Source organism: Bacillus sp. 05T22 (genome assembly GCF_056396765.1).
The window spans coordinates 1-24341 of record NZ_JBFTMC010000067.1; the positions used below are offsets into that span (position 1 = coordinate 1).

The window sequence follows — 24341 nt, forward strand, 5'->3', positions numbered from 1 at the left end:
GGAAAAAGACACCTTCTTAAAAGCAGATGTTCGAAGAGGTTTTGACTTAGAAAACGATAGTTTAATTCGTGTAGCTTTAATTCACTTAGAAAATGAACCATCTCAATTGGTGATTAGTTTCCATCATATCATTATGGATGGCTGGTGTATGTCCATTTTAATGAATGACTTAAGTCAATTCTATTCTCAGTTAGAATCAGGTATTTTAGATTGTGAAATCAGTAAAGAACTTCATAGTCGTTATGACTATGAAGAATATATTCGAACTATTAGGTTCACTGAGAAAGAAGAAGGAATTAAATATTGGTCAGAAGTATTAGAAGGATATGATGAAAATGCTCAAATTGAAATAAACTCTAATTGCGAGTTAGAATCAGGAGAAATCATTATTTCTGAAACATCACTTAGCAAAGAAACGATGGCACAACTAGAAAAACTTTGTCGCAGCACTGGTGTTACAATGAATACATTCCTTGAAACTACGTGGGGAGTATTACTTCAAAAACATATAGGACAAAAAGATGTAGTTTTTGGAAAAGTTGTTTCAGGAAGAGATGTTGAGATAAATAATATTGAATCTACAATTGGGCTTTTCATAAATACTATTCCTGTCCGAGTAGTTAACGAGCAGCAGACAAAATTTAATGATTTGCTTAAGAAAATACAAAAACAAGCCATTTCAAGTAATGAATATGATCACTATTCATTAGCTGAAATTCAAACAGAATGTACTAACTTAGGGAAAGATTTAGTGAAATCTGTAGTTGTTTTCGAGAATTATTATAAAGCAGAGAAGGAAGCAGATAATAAATTGAAATTTGATTTAGAAACTAATAGAGAGCAAACTAATTATGATATGACTTTAGTAGGTTATCAGAATGAACAATTAGAATTACAACTGTTGACTAATTCTAATTGTTACGATGAAAATACATCAAAAAAATTACTCTCTCAATTGTTAAATATTGTAGAACAAGTACTTCAAGATCCAGCTATACCAATATTAAATATTCAAATTTCATCTAACGATGAAATCAAACAAGTTATAGATTCGTTTAGTAAATGTAACGAAATTTCTAATGTTCAACATACTATTCTTCAATTGTTTGAACAACAAGTTAGGATGGCACCTGATAAAATTGTATTGAGTGATGATTTTAATGAAATGACATATTTAGAACTAGAGCAACGAGCAAATCAGTTAGCTAACAGTTTACTGAATAATTCAGAAGAAGGTAATAACTATATTGGAGTGGTTGTTGAAAGAAATATATATACAGTGGTTTCAATGTTAGCCATTTTAAAAGCCGGTTATGCATATTTACCAATCGATCCAGATTATCCTCCAAATAGAATCAATTATCTCATCAGTGATAGTAGACTAAAGATTGTTTTAGTTCAGAATGATAAATTAGCTGATTTTATTGATGATTCAGTTTTAATGATCAATACAAATAAACTAGACTATACAGTGCTCGAGAAAAACGTATACCAGTCAGTAGATATTAATCCAACTGATATAGCTTGTGTAATTTACACTTCTGGGACAACAGGCCATCCTAAAGGAACTCTGATAGAACATAAAAGTATAATTAGGTTAGTAAAAGATGTGAATTACACAGATTTTTCTGATATTTCAATACTTCAGACAGGTTCATTGTCATTTGATGCATCTCATTTCGAAATTTGGGGTCCTTTATTAAATGGTGGGTATGTGCATATTGCTGATAAAGAGGTTTTATCTAATATTGAATTGCTTAAAGAAAATATATTGTCAAAAAAAATAAATACAATGTTCGTCACAACCGCGTTATTTAATCAATATATAGAAATTGAACCAACTGTATTTAATTCGTTAAATCAGCTTTATTTTGGCGGAGAAGCTACTTCTAATAAACATGTAAGTCGATTAATGGAAAATAAACAGGAATCTCTAAAATTATACAATGTATATGGTCCGACCGAAGCGACTACATTTTCCTTATTCTATCAAATTGATAGTAGTATGAATTTCGATAAAAAAATACCAATTGGAAAACCTATTACTAACACATCGGCAATAGTTAAATCTGATAATATGATTTGTGGAATAGGTGTTCCAGGAGAACTATATATCGGGGGACCGGGATTAGCCCAGGGATATTTAAATAACCATAAAATGAGTGAAGAAAAATTTGTAATTGATAAAGATGTCAATGGTGAAAGATTCTATAAAACTGGTGATTTAGTAAAATGGGATAATGAGGGCAATTTAATTTATTTAGGAAGGATTGATAAACAAGTTAAATTAAATGGTTTCAGAATAGAATTGGAAGAAATTGAAAATAGATTAAAAAAATTAAACAATATACAGAATGCAACAATTTTACTAAGAAATGATAATGGTTTTGATTATTTATGTGCTTATTTAATTCAAGATGAAGAAATAAATGAGGAAGAAATTAAGAATTTTCTTCGAGATGAGTTACCAGAATACATGATTCCACAATATTTCATTCGTCTTAAAGAATTACCAGTAACCGTTAATGGAAAAGTTAACTTCAAAGAATTACCAGTACCGGAATTTAAAAGGAATGAACAAAATGTACTACCTAGAAATGAATGGGAACAAATTACATTTGATATTTTCCAAGACGTATTAAACATTTGTCATCTTAGCATGAAAGATAGTTTTATTGAAATGGGTGGAAATTCACTTAAAGCAATTCGATTAGTTAATATGATAGAGATGAAAACTAAAATTCGTATTACATTGCAAGAGTTATTTCAATTAGAAACTGTTGAAAAAGTAGCTGAAAGATTAAGTGTTGGAGAAGAAAACGAGGAAGACTATTATGTCTCATTATCTTCTTTTACTGATGAAGTATAAAATTTTTTTAACGAATTGATGGGAGGATTTAATAGCAAAGTATTTTATTTTTAAATTGATTACTGTTTAGGCTATTCAACAGAAGCATATTTTAGCGTATGAACTATTACAAAAAAATCGTCTTTGGACGATTTTTTTGTTTGAAATGAAGTTAAATAAAAATGCATATTTTTTTGATTGGATCTACGTCAATACCTTGTATACTAAACAGTTAAGTTTTTAAGTAATCCTAAGTGCTAGCTCTTCCCGCCGTATTCACTAATTAACTCTTTTACCGGTCCTCTAAAACGATACGACTCGACCATCATTGTTTTATTACGGAGACTCCTATGTAAGCGCATTTTACTGACTTAACTTAGTTGTGTTCATATAACTATACTAATTCCATACATTTCATTTTTTGTTAAAATTGATATAAAAAATTCAGTTTGGTATAATTTGAATATAGAATATAATTAAACTTTATAAACTTGTTATATTTAATAAATTCAAAAGAGGAGATAGTATGAATATTAGTATTGTAGATGATAACGAAAATATTCTAAATCAAGAACTTAATTTATTAAAATCTATACTTATTAAAGAAGGTGTCATTTCTGAAATAACCACATTTATTTCTGGAGATTCTTTCTTATTTACTTTGGAAGACAAGATGTTTGATTTAATACTTCTAGATATAGAGATGCCGGACATAACTGGAATAGAAATAGCAAAGATTATAAGGAGGAAAAATAAAAATTCATTAATTATTTTTATAACATCACATTTAGAATTCGCTATTGATTCTTATGAATTGAATATTTTTCGGTATATTCCAAAAGATAGAATGGAGGAAAAATTGCCTCTAGCTATTAAAGATGCTATTAAAATGATAAATTTAGAAAATAAAAAATGTTATACTATTCAAACTAAAACGAGATTTCATAAAATACCTCTGAATAGTGTTTTATATCTATATAAGGATGGGAAAAATTCAGTTTTTGTCACTGAAGATGATTCAATTAAGGTAAGAAAGCCTTTAGCTGCAGTTTTTTCAGAAATTGATTGTAAAGAATTTTTTTACATTGATAAGGGGATTATTGTTAATATATTGTATGTAATGAAGATCCAAGATAATATGGCTGTTTTAAAAAATAATGAAATTTTATCAGTAAGTAGAAATCATATTAATGAATTAAAGTCTAAAATTCATATGTTTTGGGGAGAAAATTTGTTGTGATATTTTGGAATTTAGATTATTTAACTTCAATTTTTTCAATTATAATAGGTTACAGAGTATTAAATTTATTATTTCCAATTAGATTTAATAATAAACAAACAACTATATATGAAATTTGTTTCTCTGTTCTTTTATCATTAATTATTTACATTCTGAATATGGTGGGATTACCGGATTTACTAACGCTTCTATTTTGTATTATTTATTTTACAGTTACTTCAATAATTTTATATAGTACTAAAATGAAATTTATATTTTCTCTTGTGTCTTTTTATTTTTCTGCAATATTATTTTGCAATAGCATCGCGTTAGTTATTACGAATGCACTAAATGATAATAATTGGGATGCACGTAATCAATCAATGGACTACGTAATTGTTATTTATATAATCAGGATTATAGAAATAATAATTTTATATCTTTTTTATAAAATTATTTCAAGGAAATTTGATGTGAACACTATTTTTAAAAAGTATAAACGTTTCTTATTGATTGCTATTTTAGGTTTTTTTATATCTTATTTTGTTACAAAAAAATCATTTGTTTATGTGAATCAAGTTATCGTATCAAGTTGGATTGCATTCATCATTTTTGGAATATTAACATTATTTTTAATTGTATTATTTTTCACTAATTATGAAAAAGAAGAAGAAAAGAAAATAATCGAGTTCAAAAATAAGATATTACAAGAAGACTTCATTAAAATGCGTGAACTTTATGAAAATAATGCTAAAACTTATCATGATTTAAATAATCATATGACAACTTTGTATAAATTAATTAAAGACGATAAAAGTGAAAAAGCGTTGGATTATATTAATAATATATCAAAACCAATATTGAGTAATTATGGACGAAATATTTTTACTAACAATACCATTGTAGATTTTGTAATTAACAATAAAATGGAAATGATGAAGGAAGAAAAAATTAAAAATACTATTGAGGTAGAAATTCCCCAAGAATTGAAAATAGCTGATAATGACATTGTAGCTGTACTGTCTAATCTTATTGATAATGCGATTGAAGCATGTCAACATATTGATCGGTTTGACGAACGGTGGATAAAGATTACAATGAAAAAAATTAATGAAATGATTTTTTTGAAAATAGAAAACAGTATTTTGATTGAGCCAAAGCTTTTAAATAATCATTTCTTAACAACTAAGGAAGATAAAAAATTTCATGGATGGGGTTTGAAAAGTGTAGTATCTATAGTAAATAAGTATGAAGGATATATTAGGTATGAATATACACACAAGTCATTTGATGTAGTAATATCTTTGTCAGATATTGATGGGCCAAATTAATGAATTTACGTTAATACCCTGACAGAGGGATGATGAAGGGGAAAGGTATGTTTCTTTTAGAACATATCGAAGCTTTATCTCCAGATAAAAAGAATAACGTTTGCACCAAAAGAAGAACAGAGTCCAAAAGTTATTGTAGAAATGTTAAAACTCGCGTGGCAGAAATGTCTTCTAGCATCGAAGGTCTAATTGTTGTTTTTTTTGAAGAACTAATTTTTATACTTTCCAATGAAGGAACCATAACTATTAAAGAATCAAATGCAAGGAACGTTGAAGAAAAGCAGCATGTAAAGTGGTTCGAAAATGATTTCTAAATGAGATAGATTGTAGCCAGTTACCAAGAAGAGATATTTTATATATGGATGTGAAAACATTTTTTGTGTCGGGAGAAGCAGTCAAAAAAGGGATTGGCCCTATAGATGCTTATATTATAGTTTCGTCAAAACTAAATAAATTTGGACCAAATAACCAAAGTTTTGAGTCAACTGGATCTAATGGTGACTTAGTTGTAGTAGTTAGCCCAAAAGTTAAAAGAAGATTTGGGCTAACTACTGGTTCAAGAGTGTATGAATTCCTAATATCAAGTTACTTCAAGACAACATAGTAGAGCCTAATATGAAGCTGTATATCGAAATAAATATGAAAATAAATAACACTTTAAAGAGAGTTACAGATGGGGAGAAATGTTTTTCTTAATCTGTGATTGAGTTTATTTTAAGCTTCACCAGAGCGGATCAAGCCAATGCTAGAAGTGTGATGTGAATATTTAGATGAGGTTTATCATGAAATTGTAGAAATGTATGGAGATATTGAAACCTACTTTCTCCAAGCGTGTAATCTTGAGAAGAGAAGCATACAAAATCTTAAACAATTAGTACTAGAATAGGCGTGCTTCTATTCGATTCATTTTCTAGGAAATACTTGTTGTAATAAGGAAAAGTTTGAATCCAAGGTGTTGACATCTATTTTAAATAGGAGTAACATTTTTTATATAATAAAAAAATAAGTCTCTGTTAGGTGAGGCTCCTGTATAGAGAAATGCTACTGCCCAAAAATGTCGAGAGACGCCAATGGGTCAACAGGAATGATCGAATTAAGGTTTTTCTTAATGTAGCTGGTAACGTACCTATGCTATACAGTGCTAAAACTCGGCGAGGGAGAGGTTCGCAGATTTCTATGTTTATTAGGAATCGCTTATTTATGTATGTAATGACCTTTACTCGCTTATGAGTAGAGGTCTTTTTATTAACAAACTATGACCATTTCCATAGTATAAATACTGACTAAAAAATGAAAGAGGAGGTGAGGAGCATGTCAAATTCTGACTCGGTTCCGTTACCCATATACTGCAAAACAAAAATATATGATGTAGGCAGGAAACGACTTGTTCCTCCCTCTATAATTTATCACTAAAATAGCGGTCAGCTTATAGTTATGTGCTGAAATAATTATGAGTTGAGCATAGACACTTTAACTGAGTTTAGGAATATCCATTGTTAAAGTGAGATAAATTGAGAAACAAAGCGTTTCTTCCTATGTTATAAAGGAGGAGACGATAATATGTTATATGTAAACAAACTTGTGGGTAACACTTCTTATAAACAAAGTAAAAAAATAATGAAAGAACAATCTATGTTAAAACAAAATAGAGACTTGTTAATTGAAATTGCAACGAGAGATGTGAAATCTGTATTTGCTTATTTTAAAACAACAAGAGATGGTCTTTCTATTAAAGAAGCACAGAAACGTATTCACGTGTACGGAAAAAATGAATTATCTTCAAAGCGAGCAATTCTTTCGGATGTAATGATGAAATTAGGCGAAATGATTCCTGGATTTGTAAAGCAACGTGTTCATAATGAAAATCAGTGTGAGATTGTGACGGTTACCGTTTCTAGAGTAGAAGGATGTACAAATGTAGGTATGAATAGTGAATCAAGAATAATGAAACTTCCAGTTGAGGAGCTAGTTCCAGGGGATATGGTTTTTCTTTCAGCAGGTGATACAGTTCCAGCTGATGTACGTATTGTTTATGCGGAAGATTTGCTAGTAAATGAATCGGTGTTAACAGGGAAAGAAATAAATGTAGAGAAATTTGAAAGCTGTTATCACCTTGAACGCAAACGTTTTATTCCATTAAAACGTATGAAAGACTACAATCCACTTCAACTTGAAAATGTATGTTTTAAAGGTACACATATTGTAAACGGAACTGCGAAGGCTGTGGTCGTTTCAACAGGTAAAAACACGTATTCTGGATTGCTTCATACATGCTGTAGCCAAACATCTTGAGCTGTTAATGGTGCTAAATATATGAAAACATTGTATAATAGATAAAGTTGAACAGAAACGTAGAATGGTAATCTATTTATATAACCTTACGTGATAACGTGAGGTTATTATTTTTTGTTAGTAGGAGAGGAATTATGAAAAAAGTATTGTTAGTTGATGGCATGGCACTATTATTTCGTGCTTTTTACGCAACAAGTGTTTACGGCCAATTTATGAAACGACAAGATGGTACCCCAACAAACGGGATTCATGGTTATATGAAACATTTATTAACAGCGGCGCAAGCGATTGAACCGACGCATATTGTAACGTGCTGGGATATGGGAAGTACGACATTCCGAACAGAATCTTTCTCAAACTATAAAGCAAATCGTGCAGCACCACCAGAAGAATTGATTCCGCAATTTGATCTCGTGCAAGAGATGACATCGAAGTTATCTATTCCTGTAATTGGACTGAAAGGCTATGAGGCTGATGACTGTATTGGTACGTTGGCAAAAGAATACGCTAGTGAGGCAGAAGTATATATTTTAACAGGTGATACAGATTTATTACAGCTTGTTGATACAAATGTTACGGTAATGCTTCTTCGTAAGGGTATTGGAAACTATGAGTATTATACGCCAGAGAAGATTAGGGAAGAAAAGGGTGTAGAACCTTGGCAAATCGTTCATGCAAAAGCGTTTATGGGGGACACGAGTGATAATTATCCAGGTGTAAAAGGAATTGGCGAAAAGACAGCGTATAAACTAATTCAAGAACACGGAACCGTAGCGGCAGTATTAGAAAATATAGTGGCATTAACAAAAGCACAGCGTACAAAAATTGAAAATGATTTGGAGAATTTAAACATATCATTACAATTAGCACAAATTCATTGTGAAGTTCCGATTTCATGCTTGCTAGAAGAAGGACTGCATACAATTGATGAAGAGAAAGTACGATTTGTTTGCGACCAAATGAACTGGGGAAGACCTGAAATATTTATAAATATGCTGTAAAAGCAATGCTAGGGAGATTGCTTACAACTATAGATAACGTCTGATCAAATATATTTTGATTAGGCGTTATTTTTTATGTGATTTCTTTTAATCGATAAAGTTATCAGAAAAAATACTTAGTTTTCATTTGGAATTCAAATAGATTTCACACGAATCTTTTATTATAAGACTACACAGATAATTACTTATCTTTTATATAAATGATCCTTTGATAATTTATTTGTAATCATGAAGGAGGAAAAAACATGCGAAAAAAAATAAGAAAATCCTTTAAACAATTATTGATAGAGAATAAACAATTATTATTAAGTGATAAAGAGAATTTAAGAGAAATAGAGGAAAAAATTGAAAAAAGGCATGTATCGTATCGTCTATCCAGTAATTGAATAAGATGAAATTTTCTGTGAGATCCCTTCATTTATAACTCTGAAGGGATTTTATTTGAAAATGTGAAAACAGATGTATGGCTTGTTTCGACCAGTGGAGGAACGGATGTATGTACTGCATTTGTTGGTGGCTCTCCTATATTGCCTGTTTACGCAGGTGAAATACAAACTCGTTCTTTAGGTGCAAACGTACAATCATTTGATGATGAAGGGAATTCGATTACTAATGAAGTTGGAGAGTTGGTTATAACTTCTCCAATGCCATCTATGCCTATATATTTATGGGGAGATGACAATAATAAGCGTTATCTTGAAAGTTATTTTGAGATGTATCCAGGGATTTGGCGACATGGTGATTGGATCAAATTTGATGATAAAGGGAGCTGTGTTATCTTCGGGCGATCAGACTCTACGATCAATCGGCTAGGTGTACGTCTAGGGACGAGCGAAATCTATCGTATAGTTGAGTCCCTGGATGCCATTATGGAGAGTTTAGTAGTAGATTTAGAGCTCCTTGGACGTAAATCATTTATGCCGCTATTCGTTGTGTTAAAACCTGGAGTGAATATGAGTAATGATCTAAAAGAAGCAATAAAAGCTGAAATAAAACAAAAGGTTTCACCCCGATTTGTCCCTGATGAAGTTTACGTAGTAGAGCAAATTCCAAAAACATTGAGTGGAAAGAAATTAGAAGTTCCAATTCGAAAAATTCTATTAGGGTTTCCAGCAGAAAAGGTAGTCAATCAAGGTTCCATGGTCAATCCTGAATCATTAAGCTTTTTTATGGATTTAGCACAAATTATCAATAAGCAAGAATAATAGAGTTCTTCCTTATTTATCCTGCTATTCGTGGGCAGTAAGATCTCCACCTCAAGATTCAAAGAAAAACGAGGAAGGTAGGTGGGGATCGGGCTGCCCGTAAAAAAAACGATTGGTGAGGGCTAATAATCAGTGGTGGATGAAGAAAACCCCCACTGATTAAAGTTTCAAAGTATATATGTAATCAGTATGTAATTCCTAAAGATTACGATAGAAATGAGCAACATATTTTTATGGATTATGATAAGGGAGATAGTAATGGGATTGTGAAGTTAGATGAAGCCGCTTTCGGGGTAAATAGAAGTAATTTTATACAGAGAAGAATTGAACAATCTGAGCAATGTATAGTTGTAAAAGACAAAGAAAATTATATTGTGGGATATGGAATGAGCGTACAAACTCCAGAAAATAGAATTATAGGACCAATTGTCGCGCTGAATGATCATATCGCAACTACAATTGTTCATCATTTGGCAAAAGATTATAAAGGAAGACTTAGAATTGATGTACTAGAAGGAAAAGAATTTTTTATGACAGTGCTCGAGACAGTTGGATTTCAAAAGGTAAATCAACCGCCAATTATGTTGAAAAACAGCACTCAATTTTTGAAAAGAAATGGTGAATTATATGGAATTGCTGCACAGATATTTATAAATTAAAAAGATTCCTTTTAAAAAAGGAATCTTTTTAATTTATAAATGTGATTTTTCTATTCTCGATATTGATTATGAATAGGGGAAAATAGATCTTCTTCGACATCTCTAACAACAGAAAAATGATCGACATTATAATGGCCATGTAGTGTTTTATTATGATGTTCAATAATTTTTTTGGCTGATAAAATCGTAGAATCATTCGTGGAATGCCCATTTTTAATTAAAGTGACATCAAATCCCTGTACAGTTGCTGTTCTAACGGCAGTATCAATACAATGCTCGGTTTTGCAGCCGCCTATAACGAGATGACCAATTTCTTTCTCTTTTAAAATGGCATGTAAAGAGGTGTTATAAAATGAATTGGTGGCTTGTTTGTCTATGATTTGTGCTGCATGCGGAATTCTGAGTTCCTCATGTACTTGAAATCCTTTCCCCATACCAGAAGCAACATCAGTATCTCTGACGAAAATAATAAGAGCATTGGATTGAATTGCTTTTTGAATGGCTATATTTATGTTCGTTAATAATTGCTCTTTATGAAATACTGCAGATTCTTGCTCGTTTCCATCAATAAGTTCTTGTTGAGCATCAATAATTAATAGAGCTTGTTTCATTATATTTCTCCTTTTTATTTCGTGATTTGTAGGTAATAAGTTTGTCTCGATGTTTAGAATATAGATAGAGAGACAGGTACGGAATAAAGAAAATTCCCGTTGATTAAAGTCACACTTTATTTATTTCGTGATGCTGTAGATGAATCCTTTTTATATAAGGGAATTATTTCATTTTCTTTATTGATCTTCACATCATGTAATACCTTACAATATAACCAAGGAGAGAAAGTGAAAATTAGTGAAGTAATTAGTGTTGTTTTTATCTTTTAGGAAATCAAGAAATCTAAGAGAGATTGTCAAGGAAAAGTCATTCTCATAAAGCCTAAAAACATGTATGATAGGAAGTGGAGAATTTTTTGGTAGGTGGGAACAGCATGCAAACGGTACAAGATTATCTTTCATTCTTACACACAAAAGGATTTAAATTATCAGAGGATGCACAAGGGTTTATTAGGTTTGGTCAAGGATATACGGGTGCATCTGATGGGCTTGTGAATGCAGCGATTGAAGCAACAATTAAACATCAATTACAGTTTGATGGTAGTTATTTTATCGCTTTATTAGAGCGTTTGAAGGAAGAGAAAATTACCGATAAAAAAAGCGCAAAGGCTTTTATGCGGACGTTACAAGCGTAACTTCACGCAGCCTGCGCTTCTTTTTTTGCTTTTGAAGGAAGTTCAACGAAGATCATGCCTAAGAAAATACAAAGGCAACCAAGTACTGAAGGAATAGAAAGCTGTTCGTTTGCGACAAGAACACCTGTTAATGCAGCAAAGACAGGTTCCATTGCAAAAATAATGGCAACTCTCGTTGGAGAGGTATGTTTTTGCGCAGCTGTTTGAATAAAAAAAGCGATGGATGTTGCGAACACGGATGTTGCAAGTAGAGCAAATAAAAAAGCAGAATTCGTCCATAAAGAGATTGAAAATAACTTTTTCCAGTCCTCGAATAAAAAAGCACAGATAGAAGAGAAAATTCCAACGGATAATACTTGAGCTGTACTTAATAATAAAGGGGATATTTTTTTAGAAAAGACTCCGTTAATGAGAATATGGGCTGCAAAAGCAATTGCACAGCCGAGAACAAGTATATCACCAATATTCAATTGAAAAGAATCACCAGCGGTTAGTAAATATAAGCCTGCTGTTGCAGCAGTAATGCCAAGTATGATAAAAGGTGTAACTCTTTGTTTTAAAAAGATAAATGAAAGAATCGGAACCATAACAATGCTGAGTCCAGTTAGAAATCCTGCTTTAGAAGAAGTGGTATAGAGTAATCCAAATGTTTGTAATAAATAACCGATAAATAAGAAAAATCCGATAATTAAACCAGCAATGCTACTATGTTGAACTTCTTGTTTTGAAGTTTTTTTCGAGAATATAAATTGGACAAATAATAAAATGATTCCAGCAAATAAAAAGCGAACACCATTAAAAGTAAATGGCCCAACAAATGACATTGCATTTTGAACGACAACAAATGTGGCTCCCCAAATAAAGGAGACAAATAATAAAGCGAGAGGAGCAATCCATCCTTTTTTCACACTAAAACCCCCATTAATTTTGTAAAATGGCTTTTCTTGCTAATTCATCGGCAACTTTGTTTTGACTACTTGGAATCCACTTTATAAAGAAAAGATCAAAGCTTTTGATGTACGCTAGTGCTTCTTCTAAAAGTGGTGCATACGTTTTGTTTTTTGCATATTCTTTTTCTACAGCACGTTCAACAAGCTGTGAATCTGTGCGAAAAGATACAATGCTATAATTATGTTCCATGCAATATTTTAATGCGGTCAGTAATGCATGATATTCAGCTTCATGGTTGGACATGATTCCAAGTGGCAGTGATAATTGCACAGGTGGCTGCACACCTTTAATAAAAATTCCAGCGCCAGAAGGGCCTGGATTTCCCTTTGATGCACCATCAATATATACTTCAATCAAAATTGAATACCTCCATTATTATATAGCGTTAGCTGATAGTAATCACCCCGCCTAAAAATCTCTAGGGGCGGGGGATAGAATATGAAAAATGCACTTTATCCAATTGTAATGCTGTAGCGACATGTAAACGTTTCATTTGCTTGTAAGGACTGTACGCCTTTTTTCTCTTTGAAATCTTTAGCTGCTTCTACCTCATCAGCAATTCCATACCACGGTTCGATACATAAGAAAGGAGCGTCATTTCCTGGTGTCCACACACCAACGAATGGGAAACTTTCAAATGCTACTTTTACAAACTTATTATGTTTATGAGAGCGAATGGAAATTTCATTTGTATTCATATTTTCAAAAATAAGGGCATCATTTTTGAATAAATCGTATGTAAGTGGTAATTCTGCCTTGTTTTCAACCATTAGTTGTTTTTCTTGTGAAAGAAATGGTCCTTCTAGAACGCTTGTTTCTAAATATTCAGGGCCATTAAATGATAAATGGTAATCTGTAAATGATTCACCTTCTACTAAAGGACAATTGAAGCCTGGATGTGCTCCGATAGAAAAGAACATTTCTTTTGAAGTAGGGTTGATAACTTCATAAGTAATATGTATATTTTGCTCGTCTAGTTCATAAGAAACACGTAACTCAAACTCGTACGGATATTTTTGTAAAGTTTCTTGATTACTAGTGGCTGCATATGTAATCTTTGTTTCACTTTGTTCTGTTACTGAAAATGTAAGGTCACGGGCGAAACCATGTTGTGTTAATGAATACGGTTTACCATCTACATAATATGTATCGCTCACTAACCTACCAACAATTGGGAATAAAATTGGTGCACGGCGCCCCCAATAGTTAGGATCACCTTGCCACATATATTCTGTGTTATCTTCTTTTAAGCGGACGCTTTGTAACTCTGCACCTTTTTCAGAGATGGAAACGATCACTTTTTCATTTTGAATTGTTGCTGTCATGAAGTGAAACCTCCTAAATCTTTCATATCCTGTATTATACGTGGTCTATAAGAAAAAGGGTAGTGGATGGTAGGAATCTATTGACGAATGGTTTGCTATTGCGTACAGTATAAAATTGTTGTTTAAAAACGAATCACGTGGTTCGAAACCATCATCCCACGTAAAGGTATGCCTGTTATGTATTGGATTAATAAACGAGTGCAATTTGAAAAGGTGATGTAATAAATAAAGAGGCTGAACCAAATCGAAAGGATTGGGTAGCCTCTTTATTTGTATATAAGTAAGTTCTCTCAGTATATTTAATAGCAGTAAAGAAACCGAGATTCAGAAAAAAATTGCATTTGTTGGATTAGGAACTTTAATGATTGTGATGTTAGAATTGATAGTTTTTTCATTACTATAACACGTGACTGAATTTTCTTTTTTGTTTTCGAAGAGGATAAGGGCTAAATTTAAGTTAGTATTTCTATAAGTAATCGCTTTATCCCGATTTGTGAGGACTGATTAAAGTTTCATTTTATCCCGCATTAACGGACAGTAAGATCCCTACCTCAAGATCCAGAGAGAAATGAGGAAGATAGGCGGGGGATAACTGCTCGTAAAAGCCCGATTGGTTAACCATCAGTGGAGGAGGAAGAAAAACCCCACTGATGGAAGTTTCACTTTATCTCAAAATTTTGAGGAGTTCAAAGGACTTTGATGGAGGATGAAGCCCCTCTAATCATACAGACTCTCCTCTTTCTTGTGAGTTAGGAGAGCAGTCTAAGTTAAGTTCAGATAATGGTAGTTACTTACAATATGATTTGATTCATTCGCATATAATACTGTGACTCTTGGTAAAATATAATAAAATAAAAATATGAAGTCTTATATAAGGGGAAAATAGTATGAAGTATAAAATGAATTGGTTGTATAAAACAAAACATGGTCTTCAAACAGAATTAATAACAGATTATATGAGTATAGAAGAAGCTCTCCAATTTGCAGTGGATTTTGAGAAAACGGGAAGAGTAAAAGAACTCGTATTTTACGATGAAATGGGCGCGGAATGGACGCTGAAAGAAATGAAAAAATTGAGTAAACAAGTGGAAGAAGATCCGCAAGAAATTCGCATTTACTTTGATGGAGGGTATGACATCGAAACGAAAGAGGCGGGACTTGGAATATGCGTGTACTATAAAAAAGGGAAAAAAGTGTATCGTGTTCGTCGAAATGCTTACATAGAAGGTATATATGATAATAATGAGGCAGAGTATGCAGCGTTATTATATGGAATGGATGTATTGGAAGAATTAGGAATCAAATATGAATCAGTTACGCTTTATGGTGATTCTCAAGTCGTACTTCAGCAATTAGCTGGACAGTGGCCATGCTATGATGAACATTTGAATCACTATTTAGATCAAATTGAACAAAAAGCAAAGCAAATGAAATTGAAGCTTGTCTGTGAGCCAGTAACAAGAAAACAAAATAAAGAAGCACATCAATTGGCCGCGCAAGCATTGGAAGGGACACCGATCGATAGTCATAAGGAAGTAACAGAATAGAGAGGTGCACTGGTGAATAAGAAGCAGCTCATTATAGAGGTAAATGATTTATTAGAGACGTATTGTGAAGGATGTTTTTTACAAGAACACTATAGAAAAACACAAAGTAAGTACTATGCCCATTCTTTTTGTATTCGGCAATGCACAGTGGGAGCGAAGTTAAAAGAATATGGCAATCAATTATCATAAAAAACATCCAGAGGTAGCTMTGGATGTTTTTTTAATGCTTAGCTTCTTTCAATTGGTGTTCGCATAGGCTTAGTTTTTTTTCTTCATTCATTAAGAAAGGCTCGTCTAAATCTGTTGCAACAGATTTCATTGTTTCAAGCTGAGAGCGTGCAGATTCTACTGCAGTTGTCGCGTGCTGCAGTGATTCAGGATCCATTGTAATTGTTGCAGAACCTACCATTTTTTGTGCTGTTTCTACGCGGAATTTTACTTCTTCAAAATCATTTACATGTGAACCCATTGTCGATTCCTCCTTTGTATTCTGTCACATTTCACATAGTTTTTACTCTGTAAAAAGGAAATATACAAAGGAATAACAAAGGAGGTTACCAAATAAGGTAACCTCCTGTTATATGTTGGATTAAAGTTTTACTACGTTAGCAGCTTGTGGTCCACGGTTTCCTTCAACGATGTCGAAAGATACTTCTTGACCTTCTTCTAAAGCTTTGTAGCCTTCGCCTTGAATAGCTGTGAAATGTACGAATACATCGTCAGCACCTTCAATTTCGATAAATCCAAAACCTTTTTCGTTGTTAAACCATTTTACTTTTCCTTGCATGTTACAATTCCTCCTAAAAAACGATTCCTTTTTCATTTAGTGAATTTTATTTGAAATATTTGCGAATTCATAAAACTGAAAATGCTATATTATCGAATATTCTGCTAAATGATATTTTAAATATACACGAAATGGTAGATTTTAGTCAAGTAAGCGGTTTTATCTTTTTGTATTTTTAAATAATTTTTCACACAAGTTTTTAAAATGGTATAGGACAACTTTTATTCTTAATATGCTTAAATGAATGCTGTACATAATGAGGTGAGAGAATGAGTAAGTCTTATTTGTTAGATAATCAAGAAATTAAAACTAGGGGTGATATACCAAGTTGGGTTTCAAAAGAATTTGAGAATTTTTCTAATGTTGTATTAGAGCCAACTTTTCCGTGCTATTTTGGCTTAACGGCCTTAAAGAAAAATGAACTTCGTTACTCGTTTTTATCTCAGGATGATTGGAGTCATTTACCCAAGACTCTGTTTTCTTTTTTACAGTTAATGAATGAGCGACCAGTTGTAAGAAGAGGTTTTTTTCTTTTTGTTGAGCCAGAGTGTGAAGAGAGATCGCTCGAATATTACCGCACGTACTTTTGGAGAGTGCTACAATATTTACATGAAAAGGATGAAAAGCCATGGCCAGAGCAAATTCCAAAAAATCCAGATCATTACTTATGGGAATTTTCATTTGGTGGTGAGCCGATGTTTGCATTTGGGAATGCTCCTGCCTATAAACAGAGAAAAACGAGGCATTTAGGAAATTCGCTCATTATAGGATTTCAGCCACGGATCATATTTGATGGATTAGAAGGAGATCGACCGAAAGGGGCATATTCCAGACAAACGGTTAGAGAACGAGTGGAAAAGTGGGATCGGCTGCCGAAACATCCCAATATTAGTCACTATGGTGATCCAAATCATCAGGAATGGAAACAATATTTTATTGGAGATGACATCGAACCAATCGAAGGGAAATGTCCATTTCATCATAAAGTACTAAAATGAAAGCCATCATTAAGGATGGCTTTTTTGCATGTTTTGGATAAAAAAGGGCATTTTATATATGTATATTTTTTATAAAAGCTAGTCTATTTTTAGTACTATTTACATTAGCTAATAGTAAAACGATATAGAAAGGATAGAGCGATGTTTGGAGCAATTATACAGCAATTTATACTAGGAATTTCATTAGCGGCACCAGTAGGGCCAATTAATATTGAAATGTTAAAAAGAGGGATTGAACGTGGGTTTTGGCATGCTTGGCTTGTTGGGATAGGAGGCATGAGTGCAGATATTTTATTTATGTTGCTTATTTACTTTGGATTATCTTCTGTATTTATGTATACATATGTACAAGCATTTATGTATTGTATAGGTTTTTTCTTATTGTTTTATTTAGGATTTCAAAGTGTAAAACAAGGAATTTTACATTCAAATATGGAATATAAACAAGAAGAGGTAGGTGGACTTCGTCAATCCTTTATGGCAGGATTTTTAATTGCGGTATCTAATCCGTTAAATCTTGTCTTTTGGTTTGGTGTATATGGGAGTACGCTTAGTTCACTGCTCACGAAAGTAACAAAACAAGAGGCCTTTTTATATAGTCTTTGCATAATTGGTGGCATTATTTTATGGAATTTAAATATTGCCTTTTCTGTTCATTTTGGACGCACATTGCTTAAGCCAAAGGCGCTCGGTTATATTACAGCGGGAGCTGGTTTTATCTTAGTCGGGTATTCGATTCATTTTGCGTATAAAGCTTTACAGTTGTTCATATAAGATTGAAGGGGAGATTTTTATGTATCGAACCACAGTTAATGGAAAAGAAATTATCATTACATTAGCACCAAAAATCCGAAAAGAAGTAACGGATAGGGACCCTTTATATGAGGCCGTTCTTCAAACTGTTGAAAGACTACTTCAAACAAAGCAGCCAACATTTGCTGTAAATCATGCAATGCTGGGACTGATTATTGGAGAAGTACAGAGAGGTGAAGTCACTGTCTTTGCAGTTGAACATATTATACCGAAACAAAATATATTTGGTTCACAGAATTTTTTCTCTACAATAGAACAGCAAGCAAATTTGTGAGTAAAAGAGAATAAGATAGATAGAATGAAAACAGTCGTAACGATATGTTAGGGCTGTTTTTTCTAAGAAAGGGGATAGGATGAATGAAAAGGGTGATGAAGGAGTTCTTTTTCCAACATGATATTATGATTGTGTTTGGAGTATTTATATTGTTTATCATTATTTTGAAAATGCAATTATTTACAGGGGTGGCGATTCTATCATGTCTTGCGGGAATCGTTTTTTATACAATCAATGAGTATATAACACATCGGTTTTTATTTCATATGAAACCTCCTAAAAATCCATTTTTACTAAAAATGTTAAAGAGATTACATTATGATCACCATGTGTACCCGGATGATTTAAAGCTATTATTTTTACCAGTATGGTATAGCATGACAGGATTTGCAATTTATTTGTTCATTCTGTATGGACTTACAAGTAATATAACGATTACATTTTCATTTGGAATTGGGATGATTATCATGTTGCTCGTCTATGAATGGAAACATTATATAGCTCATAGACCAATCCGTCCTTTGACTGGTTTTGGTAGATGGCTAAAAAAACAACATATTTTGCATCATTATAAAAATGAAAATTATTGGTTTGGTGTGTCGAATCCAGTTTATGATTTCTTATTTGGAACTTATAAAAACGGAAAAGATGTTGAATTAAGTAGGACGGCACGTAACTTAGAAAAAGAGAAGGACAAGAAAGTGGTGCGATGAGCACTTCTTTTTATTTTAAAAAAATATATTAAAAAATTGGGGAAATATGACGAAAAATGTCTATCGAAAAATCTGTGCAGAGAAGCAAAGATTGTCTAAAATAAATGTAAGTTTCTGAATATTTATAAAATTTAGTTTTCTGTTTGTGAGGGGGAACTTGATTTAAAGAATGAGGGAGAGGGGACAGGGGAAATGAAACGAGATGATAGTTCAGCACGCAAGTTACAAAGTGAGGTGAATTATACAGAAGTCGTCCAGTCAGCGGAATTTCAAGCATTGTTAGAAAAGAAGCGGAAATTTATTGTTCCGATGAGCATTTTCTTTTTAAGCTTTTTTATTGCTCTGCCGCTTTTGACTTCTTATTCAAAAGTGTTGAATACACCAGCGTTTGGAGATGTTACATGGGCGTGGATCTTTGCTTTCGCACAATTTGTTATGACGTGGTCGTTATGTATGATGTATAGCAAAAAAGCGGAATCGTTCGATAAGACTTCACAAAAAATTCTTCAAGATATACAAAAAGGGAGGGGATAAATTTGAACGTAACGGCGTTTGCACTATTTTTGATTATCGTTCTTGGTACGCTCGTCATTACATATTTTGCATCGAAAAAGACGAAAAATGCGAGCGAGTTTTATACGGCAGGAGGAGGCTTAACTGGGTGGCAAAATGGTTTGGCCATTGCGGGAGATTATATGTCAGCTGCTTCTTTTTTAGGGATTGCAGGGGCAATCGCATTAACTGGATTTGATGGTTTCTTTTATAGCATAGGCTTTCTTGTTGCCTATTTAGTTGTATTATATCTTGTTGCTGAACCGCTTAGAAACTTAGGGAAATATACATTAGCTGATATGATTGCAGCACGTTTTGATGCGAGAAAGGTGCGCGGAGTTGCAGCTTTAAATACGATGACGATTTCAATTTTCTATATGATTGCACAGCTTGTGGGAGCAGGAGCACTTATTAAATTATTATTAGGAATTGAATATACGACAGCCGTTTTAATTGTTGGAACGTTAATGACAGTGTATGTAATTTTCGGAGGTATGACAGCGACGAGTTGGGTGCAAATTGTAAAAGCAGTTTTGCTAATGGCAGGAACATTTATTATTTCAGTAATTGTATTTGCAAAATTTAATTTTAGCGTGACAGAAATGTTCGCGCAGATGAAAACGGCAACACCTCTAAAAGAGGCATTTTTAAATCCAGGTGTGAAATATAAGAATGGATTAGATACGATTTCTTTAAATTTAGGTCTTGTTTTAGGGACAGCTGGTTTACCTCATATTCTTGTTCGCTTTTTCACTGTTCGTGACGCGAAAACAGCACGTCAGTCTGTTGTATATGCAACGTGGTTAATTGGTGCATTTTATATTATGACGATTTTCTTAGGGTTTGGTGCAGCTGCATTTGTAGGAAATGCTGCAATTATTCAGGCAAATCCAGCTGGTAATATGGCAGCACCTTTATTAGCAAAAGCACTTGGAGGAGATTTCTTATTTGCATTTGTTTCTGCAATTGCATTTGCGACGATTTTAGCAGTTGTCGCTGGTTTAGTTTTAACAGCCGCTTCAGCTTTCGCACATGATTTCTATAATGAAATTATTCGCCGAGGCAAATCAACAGAAAAAGAGCAGGTGTCCATGGCACGCTATGCATCAATTGGTGTGGCAGTACTATCTATTATTTTAGCTTTATTTGCTCAAACGTTAAATGTTGCGTTTCTAGTGTCGTTAGCATTTGCGGTTGCTGCAAGTGCTAATTTACCAGTGATTTTGTTTACGATTTATTGGAAACGCTTTAATACAACAGGAGCAATTTGTGGAATGGTTGTTGGGTTAGTATCAGCTATCGTATTAGTGGTACTAAGCCCGAATGTTTGGAATCCTGAAGCTGGGAAAGCAATCTTTGTTGGAAAAGCATTATTCCCTTATACAACACCTGGAATTATTTCTATTCCACTTGGATTTTTAGCAGCGTATTTAGGGACAATCTTTTCAAGTAAGAAAGAAGATGCAGCAAAGTTCGATGAAATCCTTGTCAAATCTAACACAGGTCATGGGGTTAGTGACGTGTCTGCGCATTAAGAAGAAAGAGAGCTTTCCAGTTGCTTGGAGAGCTCTTTTGTTTTGTCATTTTGCTTGAAAATATTACTCGGCAGTTGGTAGGATTTGTTTTGTTCATGTGGAATGAAAATAAATAGGGGAAAGTTTTACCTCATCATGGGCCAGTACAGCTTGGAAAAATATAAGTTGTTTTGGAAGGTGGAATGTATGATGAAAACGAAACAATCAGATGCATTATTAGCAAAGGATGAAAAGTATGTGTGGCATGGAATGCGTCCTTTTAGTCCAAATAGTACAATGGTTGGGGCAAAAGCAGAAGGATGCTGGGTAGAAGATATAGAGGGGAAACGGTACTTGGATGGGATGAGTGGGCTTTGGTGTGTGAATAGTGGATATGGAAGAAAAGAGCTTGCTGAAGCAGCGTACGCGCAATTGCAAAAACTATCATATTTTCCAATGTCACAATCTCATGAACCTGCAATTCAGCTTGCTGAAAAGTTAAATGAATGGCTGGGAGGAGAGTACGTTATTTTCTTCTCTAATAGTGGATCGGAAGCGAATGAAACAGCATTTAAAATTGCTCGTCAATATTATGCATATAAGGGTGAGCCGCACCGTTATAAATTTATGTCACGTTATCGTGGTTATCATGGAAATACAATGGCGACGATGGCAGCGACAGGACAGGCACAGCGGAGGTATCAGTATGAGCCGTTTGCTTCTGGTTTTTTACATGTTACGCCACCAGATTGTTACCGGATGCCAGAGATTGCGTCACAAGATATTTATGATGTAGAGTGTGTGAAAGAAATTGATCGTGTTATGACGTGGGAACTAAGTGAAACGATAGCTGGATTGATTATGGAACCAATTATTACAGGCGGAGGAATTTTGATGCCCCCGCAAGATTATATGAAAGCTGTTCATGAGACGTGTCAAAAACATGGTGCATTGCTAATTAGTGACGAAGTAATTTGTGGTTTCGGTCGTACAGGAAAAGCGTTTGGTTTTATGAATTATGATGTAAAGCCTGATATCATTACAATGGCAAAAGGGATTACAAGTGCATACTTACCGTTATCAGCAACAGCAGTGAAGAAAGAGATTTATGAAGCATTTAAAGGAAAGGGAGAATATGAATTTTTCCGTCATATTAACACGTTTGGCGGGAATCCAGCTGCTTGTGCGTTAGCACTTAAAAACTTAGAAATTATGGAAAACGAAAATTTAATTGAGCGTTCTGCACAAATGGGATCGCTTTTATTAGAGCAATTAAAAGAAGAAATAGGAGATGATCATCCACTTGTTGGAGATATTAGAGGGAAAGGGTTGCTAGTTGGCATTGAGCTGGTAAATGACAAAGGAACAAAAGAACCAATTGATAATGATAAAATTGCCAGTGTAGTGAATGCTTGTAAAGAAAAAGGATTAATCATTGGACGTAACGGAATGACAACAGCAGGCTATAATAATGTTTTAACGTTAGCGCCACCTCTTATTATTTCAAGTGATGAAATTGCTTTTGTTGTCGGGACATTGAAGACAGCAATGGAACGTATTGAATAAAGGGATAGAAAAGCGAGCCGAATAGGATAGGCTCAATAAAAAATGAGATGATTGTCTTTTGAAGAGAATCATCTCGTTTTTTATATTATGAAACTAGTACTCTATATAGCTACTATGCACTTTGTTTTAATTGCTTATCTTTTACACCGAAAGAATATTTTAACATTGGTGGTGTAATCATTGTTGTTAAAATAACAACAATTACAATTGCTGTAAAGTAATCTTGTGCTAGTAGTCCAGAAGTAAGCCCCTGTCCTGCAATGATAAGAGCAACTTCACCGCGTGAAACCATTCCGGCCCCAATGATTGTAGATGATTGTAAATCAAATCCTGTCATGCGCGCTCCGAAACCACAACCAATCAGTTTTGTTAATACAGCAATTACAGTTAAAGCCAAGATAAACCATACTTTATCTCCAATGCCTGCAAACGTAATATTCATACCAATGCTTACAAAGAAGATAGGAACGAACATTGCATAAGCGATTGGTTCTACTTTCTTTTCTACTTCATGTTTGTAATCTGTTTGAGAGATAGCAATACCTGCTGCAAATGCTCCGATAATGCCTGCGATTCCTAATAGTTCACCGAAATATGCAAAAGCGAAACAAATGATAAGAGCCGCACTAATTATAGACTCTGATACGCGCAGTGGTGATAACCAACGCATAATCATTGGAACACCTTTCCAACCGATTAGGATGATAGAAAGGAAGAAAACAACCTTTTTCAAAATAATCATTGTTAAGCTCACATCACCTGAGCCTAAGAAACTCATGGCAAATGCTAGTAAAATAACAACAAGAATATCATCAAATACAGCTGCTCCCAACATTGTTGTGCTTTCCCGAGTCTTCATTTTTCCTAAGTCACGAAGTGTTTGTACAGAGATACTAACACTTGTTGCACATAGAAGTAATCCTAAAAAGACAGCATTTGCTTGTTCCATACCCATAATTAGTCCTGAAATATAACCACCTACAAATGGGAGAATAATACCGCCAACAGCAACAGCTAAGGATGAATTGCGATTTTCATTTAGTTCTTTTAAATCTGTTTCTAGACCTGCCATAAACATAAGGAGAATAACCCCTACTTGACTTAACTGTGTGAGTAAATCTGAATTGTTAACTAAACCTAATACCGCCGGACCGATTACAATACCAACAATTAATTTCCCGAGTACAGAAGGTTGCCCTAATCTCACACTAATGTCACCAGCAATTTTGGTACTTAGTAAAATTAACGCAATTTGAAAGAAAAATTCCATCTCATCTCTCCTTTTCATTTTTTGTTTTTATTAAACGATTTCTCGGAGTTTGCCTAATGTACTAATATGTAAAACACATTAAACAAGAGGTCTTTATACAGGTTCTTTTGAACTTGTAATTTGAACCTGTAATAAATATATAATAAATTTCAAGAAAAATCAATGTTAAATTGGCAGATTTTCATTGGGGATGATTCATTTTGAATAAGGAATAAATGTCTATATAATGA

25 protein-coding genes, 3 pseudogenes and 1 riboswitch are annotated in these 24341 nt (G+C 33.4%); of the genes and pseudogenes, 21 read left to right on the forward strand and 7 right to left on the reverse strand.

Features of this window, described 5'->3' with window-relative positions:
- From AC1DIT_RS18400 to AC1DIT_RS18450, 11 genes and pseudogenes are all read left to right on the forward strand, one after another.
- Positions 1–2869: non-ribosomal peptide synthetase (locus tag AC1DIT_RS18400; protein WP_476998341.1), on the forward strand; the 2869-nt coding region annotated here is incomplete at its 5' end.
- A 505-nt stretch (positions 2870–3374) separates the two neighbouring features.
- Positions 3375–4088 carry a LytR/AlgR family response regulator transcription factor gene (locus AC1DIT_RS18405; protein ID WP_016114165.1) on the forward strand — a complete coding sequence of 238 codons (714 nt, stop codon included), beginning with the start codon at positions 3375–3377 and terminating at the stop codon, positions 4086–4088.
- Complete coding sequence (locus AC1DIT_RS18410) at positions 4085–5398, forward strand: sensor histidine kinase (protein ID WP_016114166.1); 1314 nt, start codon at positions 4085–4087, stop codon at positions 5396–5398. The genes AC1DIT_RS18405 and AC1DIT_RS18410 overlap by 4 nt, the downstream gene beginning before the upstream one ends.
- A gap of 47 nt (positions 5399–5445) precedes the next feature.
- Complete coding sequence (locus AC1DIT_RS18415; protein WP_229161510.1) at positions 5446–5712, forward strand: hypothetical protein; 267 nt, start codon at positions 5446–5448, stop codon at positions 5710–5712.
- Positions 5713–5756: 44 nt separating this feature from the next.
- The gene (locus AC1DIT_RS18420; RefSeq protein ID WP_016114168.1) at positions 5757–6002 is read left to right on the forward strand and encodes a hypothetical protein; all 246 of its coding nucleotides are present in this window, start codon (positions 5757–5759) and stop codon (positions 6000–6002) included.
- A 168-nt stretch (positions 6003–6170) separates the two neighbouring features.
- A pseudogene (locus tag AC1DIT_RS18425) lies at positions 6171–6284 on the forward strand (tyrosine-protein phosphatase); the annotation flags it as partial.
- Between the two features lie 116 nt (positions 6285–6400).
- Positions 6401–6564, forward strand: a riboswitch (M-box (ykoK) riboswitch).
- A 394-nt stretch (positions 6565–6958) separates the two neighbouring features.
- Positions 6959–7690 carry a P-type ATPase actuator domain-containing protein gene (locus AC1DIT_RS18430; protein WP_016114169.1) on the forward strand — a complete coding sequence of 244 codons (732 nt, stop codon included), beginning with the start codon at positions 6959–6961 and terminating at the stop codon, positions 7688–7690.
- A gap of 134 nt (positions 7691–7824) precedes the next feature.
- Positions 7825–8691 carry a 5'-3' exonuclease gene (locus AC1DIT_RS18435; RefSeq protein ID WP_016132675.1) on the forward strand — a complete coding sequence of 289 codons (867 nt, stop codon included), beginning with the start codon at positions 7825–7827 and terminating at the stop codon, positions 8689–8691.
- A 245-nt stretch (positions 8692–8936) separates the two neighbouring features.
- Complete coding sequence (locus AC1DIT_RS18440) at positions 8937–9077, forward strand: FbpB family small basic protein (protein WP_016114171.1); 141 nt, start codon at positions 8937–8939, stop codon at positions 9075–9077.
- 39 nt (positions 9078–9116) lie between these two features.
- A pseudogene (locus AC1DIT_RS18445) lies at positions 9117–9896 on the forward strand (AMP-binding enzyme); the annotation flags it as partial.
- A 164-nt stretch (positions 9897–10060) separates the two neighbouring features.
- Positions 10061–10555, forward strand: a pseudogene (locus AC1DIT_RS18450) (GNAT family N-acetyltransferase); the annotation flags it as partial.
- Between the two features lie 50 nt (positions 10556–10605).
- Here AC1DIT_RS18450 and AC1DIT_RS18455 read toward each other — a convergent pair.
- The gene (locus AC1DIT_RS18455) at positions 10606–11166 is read right to left on the reverse strand and encodes a cysteine hydrolase family protein (protein ID WP_003196473.1); all 561 of its coding nucleotides are present in this window, start codon (positions 11164–11166) and stop codon (positions 10606–10608) included.
- Positions 11167–11540: 374 nt separating this feature from the next.
- On the opposite strand from AC1DIT_RS18455, the gene AC1DIT_RS18460 reads away from it, so the two are divergent.
- Positions 11541–11801 carry a DUF6123 family protein gene (locus AC1DIT_RS18460; RefSeq protein ID WP_016114174.1) on the forward strand — a complete coding sequence of 87 codons (261 nt, stop codon included), beginning with the start codon at positions 11541–11543 and terminating at the stop codon, positions 11799–11801.
- Between the two features lie 2 nt (positions 11802–11803).
- Here AC1DIT_RS18460 and AC1DIT_RS18465 read toward each other — a convergent pair whose 3' ends face one another.
- The 3 genes from AC1DIT_RS18465 to AC1DIT_RS18475 form a co-directional block, all read right to left on the reverse strand.
- On the reverse strand, positions 11804–12709 hold the full coding sequence (locus tag AC1DIT_RS18465; protein ID WP_016114175.1) for a DMT family transporter: 906 nt from the start codon (positions 12707–12709) through the stop codon (positions 11804–11806).
- Between the two features lie 13 nt (positions 12710–12722).
- Positions 12723–13109: a reverse transcriptase-like protein gene (locus AC1DIT_RS18470; RefSeq protein WP_016114176.1), complete on the reverse strand. Its 387-nt coding sequence runs from the start codon at positions 13107–13109 to the stop codon at positions 12723–12725.
- Positions 13110–13204: 95 nt separating this feature from the next.
- Positions 13205–14077: an aldose 1-epimerase family protein gene (locus AC1DIT_RS18475; RefSeq protein WP_016114177.1), complete on the reverse strand. Its 873-nt coding sequence runs from the start codon at positions 14075–14077 to the stop codon at positions 13205–13207.
- Between the two features lie 887 nt (positions 14078–14964).
- On the opposite strand from AC1DIT_RS18475, the gene AC1DIT_RS18480 reads away from it, so the two are divergent.
- Together AC1DIT_RS18480 and AC1DIT_RS18485 are read left to right on the forward strand one after the other, a co-directional pair.
- On the forward strand, positions 14965–15624 hold the full coding sequence (locus AC1DIT_RS18480) for a ribonuclease H family protein (protein ID WP_016114178.1): 660 nt from the start codon (positions 14965–14967) through the stop codon (positions 15622–15624).
- Between the two features lie 12 nt (positions 15625–15636).
- A complete protein-coding gene (locus tag AC1DIT_RS18485) occupies positions 15637–15813 on the forward strand; it encodes a zinc-finger domain-containing protein (RefSeq protein ID WP_003196489.1) in 177 nt (58 codons plus the stop codon).
- A 31-nt stretch (positions 15814–15844) separates the two neighbouring features.
- Here the strand turns inward: AC1DIT_RS18485 and AC1DIT_RS18490 are convergent, their stop codons facing one another.
- Both AC1DIT_RS18490 and cspB read right to left on the reverse strand, forming a co-directional pair.
- On the reverse strand, positions 15845–16093 hold the full coding sequence (locus AC1DIT_RS18490; RefSeq protein WP_003206638.1) for a DUF2564 family protein: 249 nt from the start codon (positions 16091–16093) through the stop codon (positions 15845–15847).
- Positions 16094–16213: 120 nt separating this feature from the next.
- Positions 16214–16411, reverse strand: coding sequence for a cold shock-like protein CspB (gene cspB, locus AC1DIT_RS18495; RefSeq protein WP_003196492.1), 198 nt, complete (start codon positions 16409–16411; stop codon positions 16214–16216).
- A 269-nt stretch (positions 16412–16680) separates the two neighbouring features.
- Between cspB and AC1DIT_RS18500 the strand changes: the two genes are divergently transcribed.
- The 7 genes from AC1DIT_RS18500 (at position 16681) to AC1DIT_RS18530 (ending at position 22841) form a co-directional block, all read left to right on the forward strand.
- Positions 16681–17409 (forward strand): YqcI/YcgG family protein, encoded by a 729-nt coding sequence (locus AC1DIT_RS18500; RefSeq protein ID WP_016114179.1) that lies wholly within the window; start codon positions 16681–16683, stop codon positions 17407–17409.
- A gap of 141 nt (positions 17410–17550) precedes the next feature.
- Complete coding sequence (locus AC1DIT_RS18505) at positions 17551–18183, forward strand: LysE family transporter (RefSeq protein ID WP_016114180.1); 633 nt, start codon at positions 17551–17553, stop codon at positions 18181–18183.
- Between the two features lie 19 nt (positions 18184–18202).
- On the forward strand, positions 18203–18496 hold the full coding sequence (locus tag AC1DIT_RS18510) for a hypothetical protein (RefSeq protein ID WP_016114181.1): 294 nt from the start codon (positions 18203–18205) through the stop codon (positions 18494–18496).
- Positions 18497–18579: 83 nt separating this feature from the next.
- On the forward strand, positions 18580–19209 hold the full coding sequence (locus tag AC1DIT_RS18515; protein WP_016114182.1) for a sterol desaturase family protein: 630 nt from the start codon (positions 18580–18582) through the stop codon (positions 19207–19209).
- 192 nt (positions 19210–19401) lie between these two features.
- Positions 19402–19743: a DUF485 domain-containing protein gene (locus AC1DIT_RS18520; RefSeq protein ID WP_016114183.1), complete on the forward strand. Its 342-nt coding sequence runs from the start codon at positions 19402–19404 to the stop codon at positions 19741–19743.
- A 2-nt stretch (positions 19744–19745) separates the two neighbouring features.
- Positions 19746–21296: a solute symporter family protein gene (locus AC1DIT_RS18525; protein ID WP_016114184.1), complete on the forward strand. Its 1551-nt coding sequence runs from the start codon at positions 19746–19748 to the stop codon at positions 21294–21296.
- A 189-nt stretch (positions 21297–21485) separates the two neighbouring features.
- Entirely contained in the window at positions 21486–22841 is a 1356-nt protein-coding gene (locus AC1DIT_RS18530; protein WP_016114185.1) for an aspartate aminotransferase family protein, read from the forward strand.
- 112 nt (positions 22842–22953) lie between these two features.
- Here the strand turns inward: AC1DIT_RS18530 and AC1DIT_RS18535 are convergent, their stop codons facing one another.
- Positions 22954–24111, reverse strand: a complete 1158-nt coding sequence (locus AC1DIT_RS18535; RefSeq protein ID WP_016114186.1) for a cation:proton antiporter — start codon at positions 24109–24111, stop codon at positions 22954–22956.
- Positions 24112–24341: the final 230 nt, after the last annotated feature.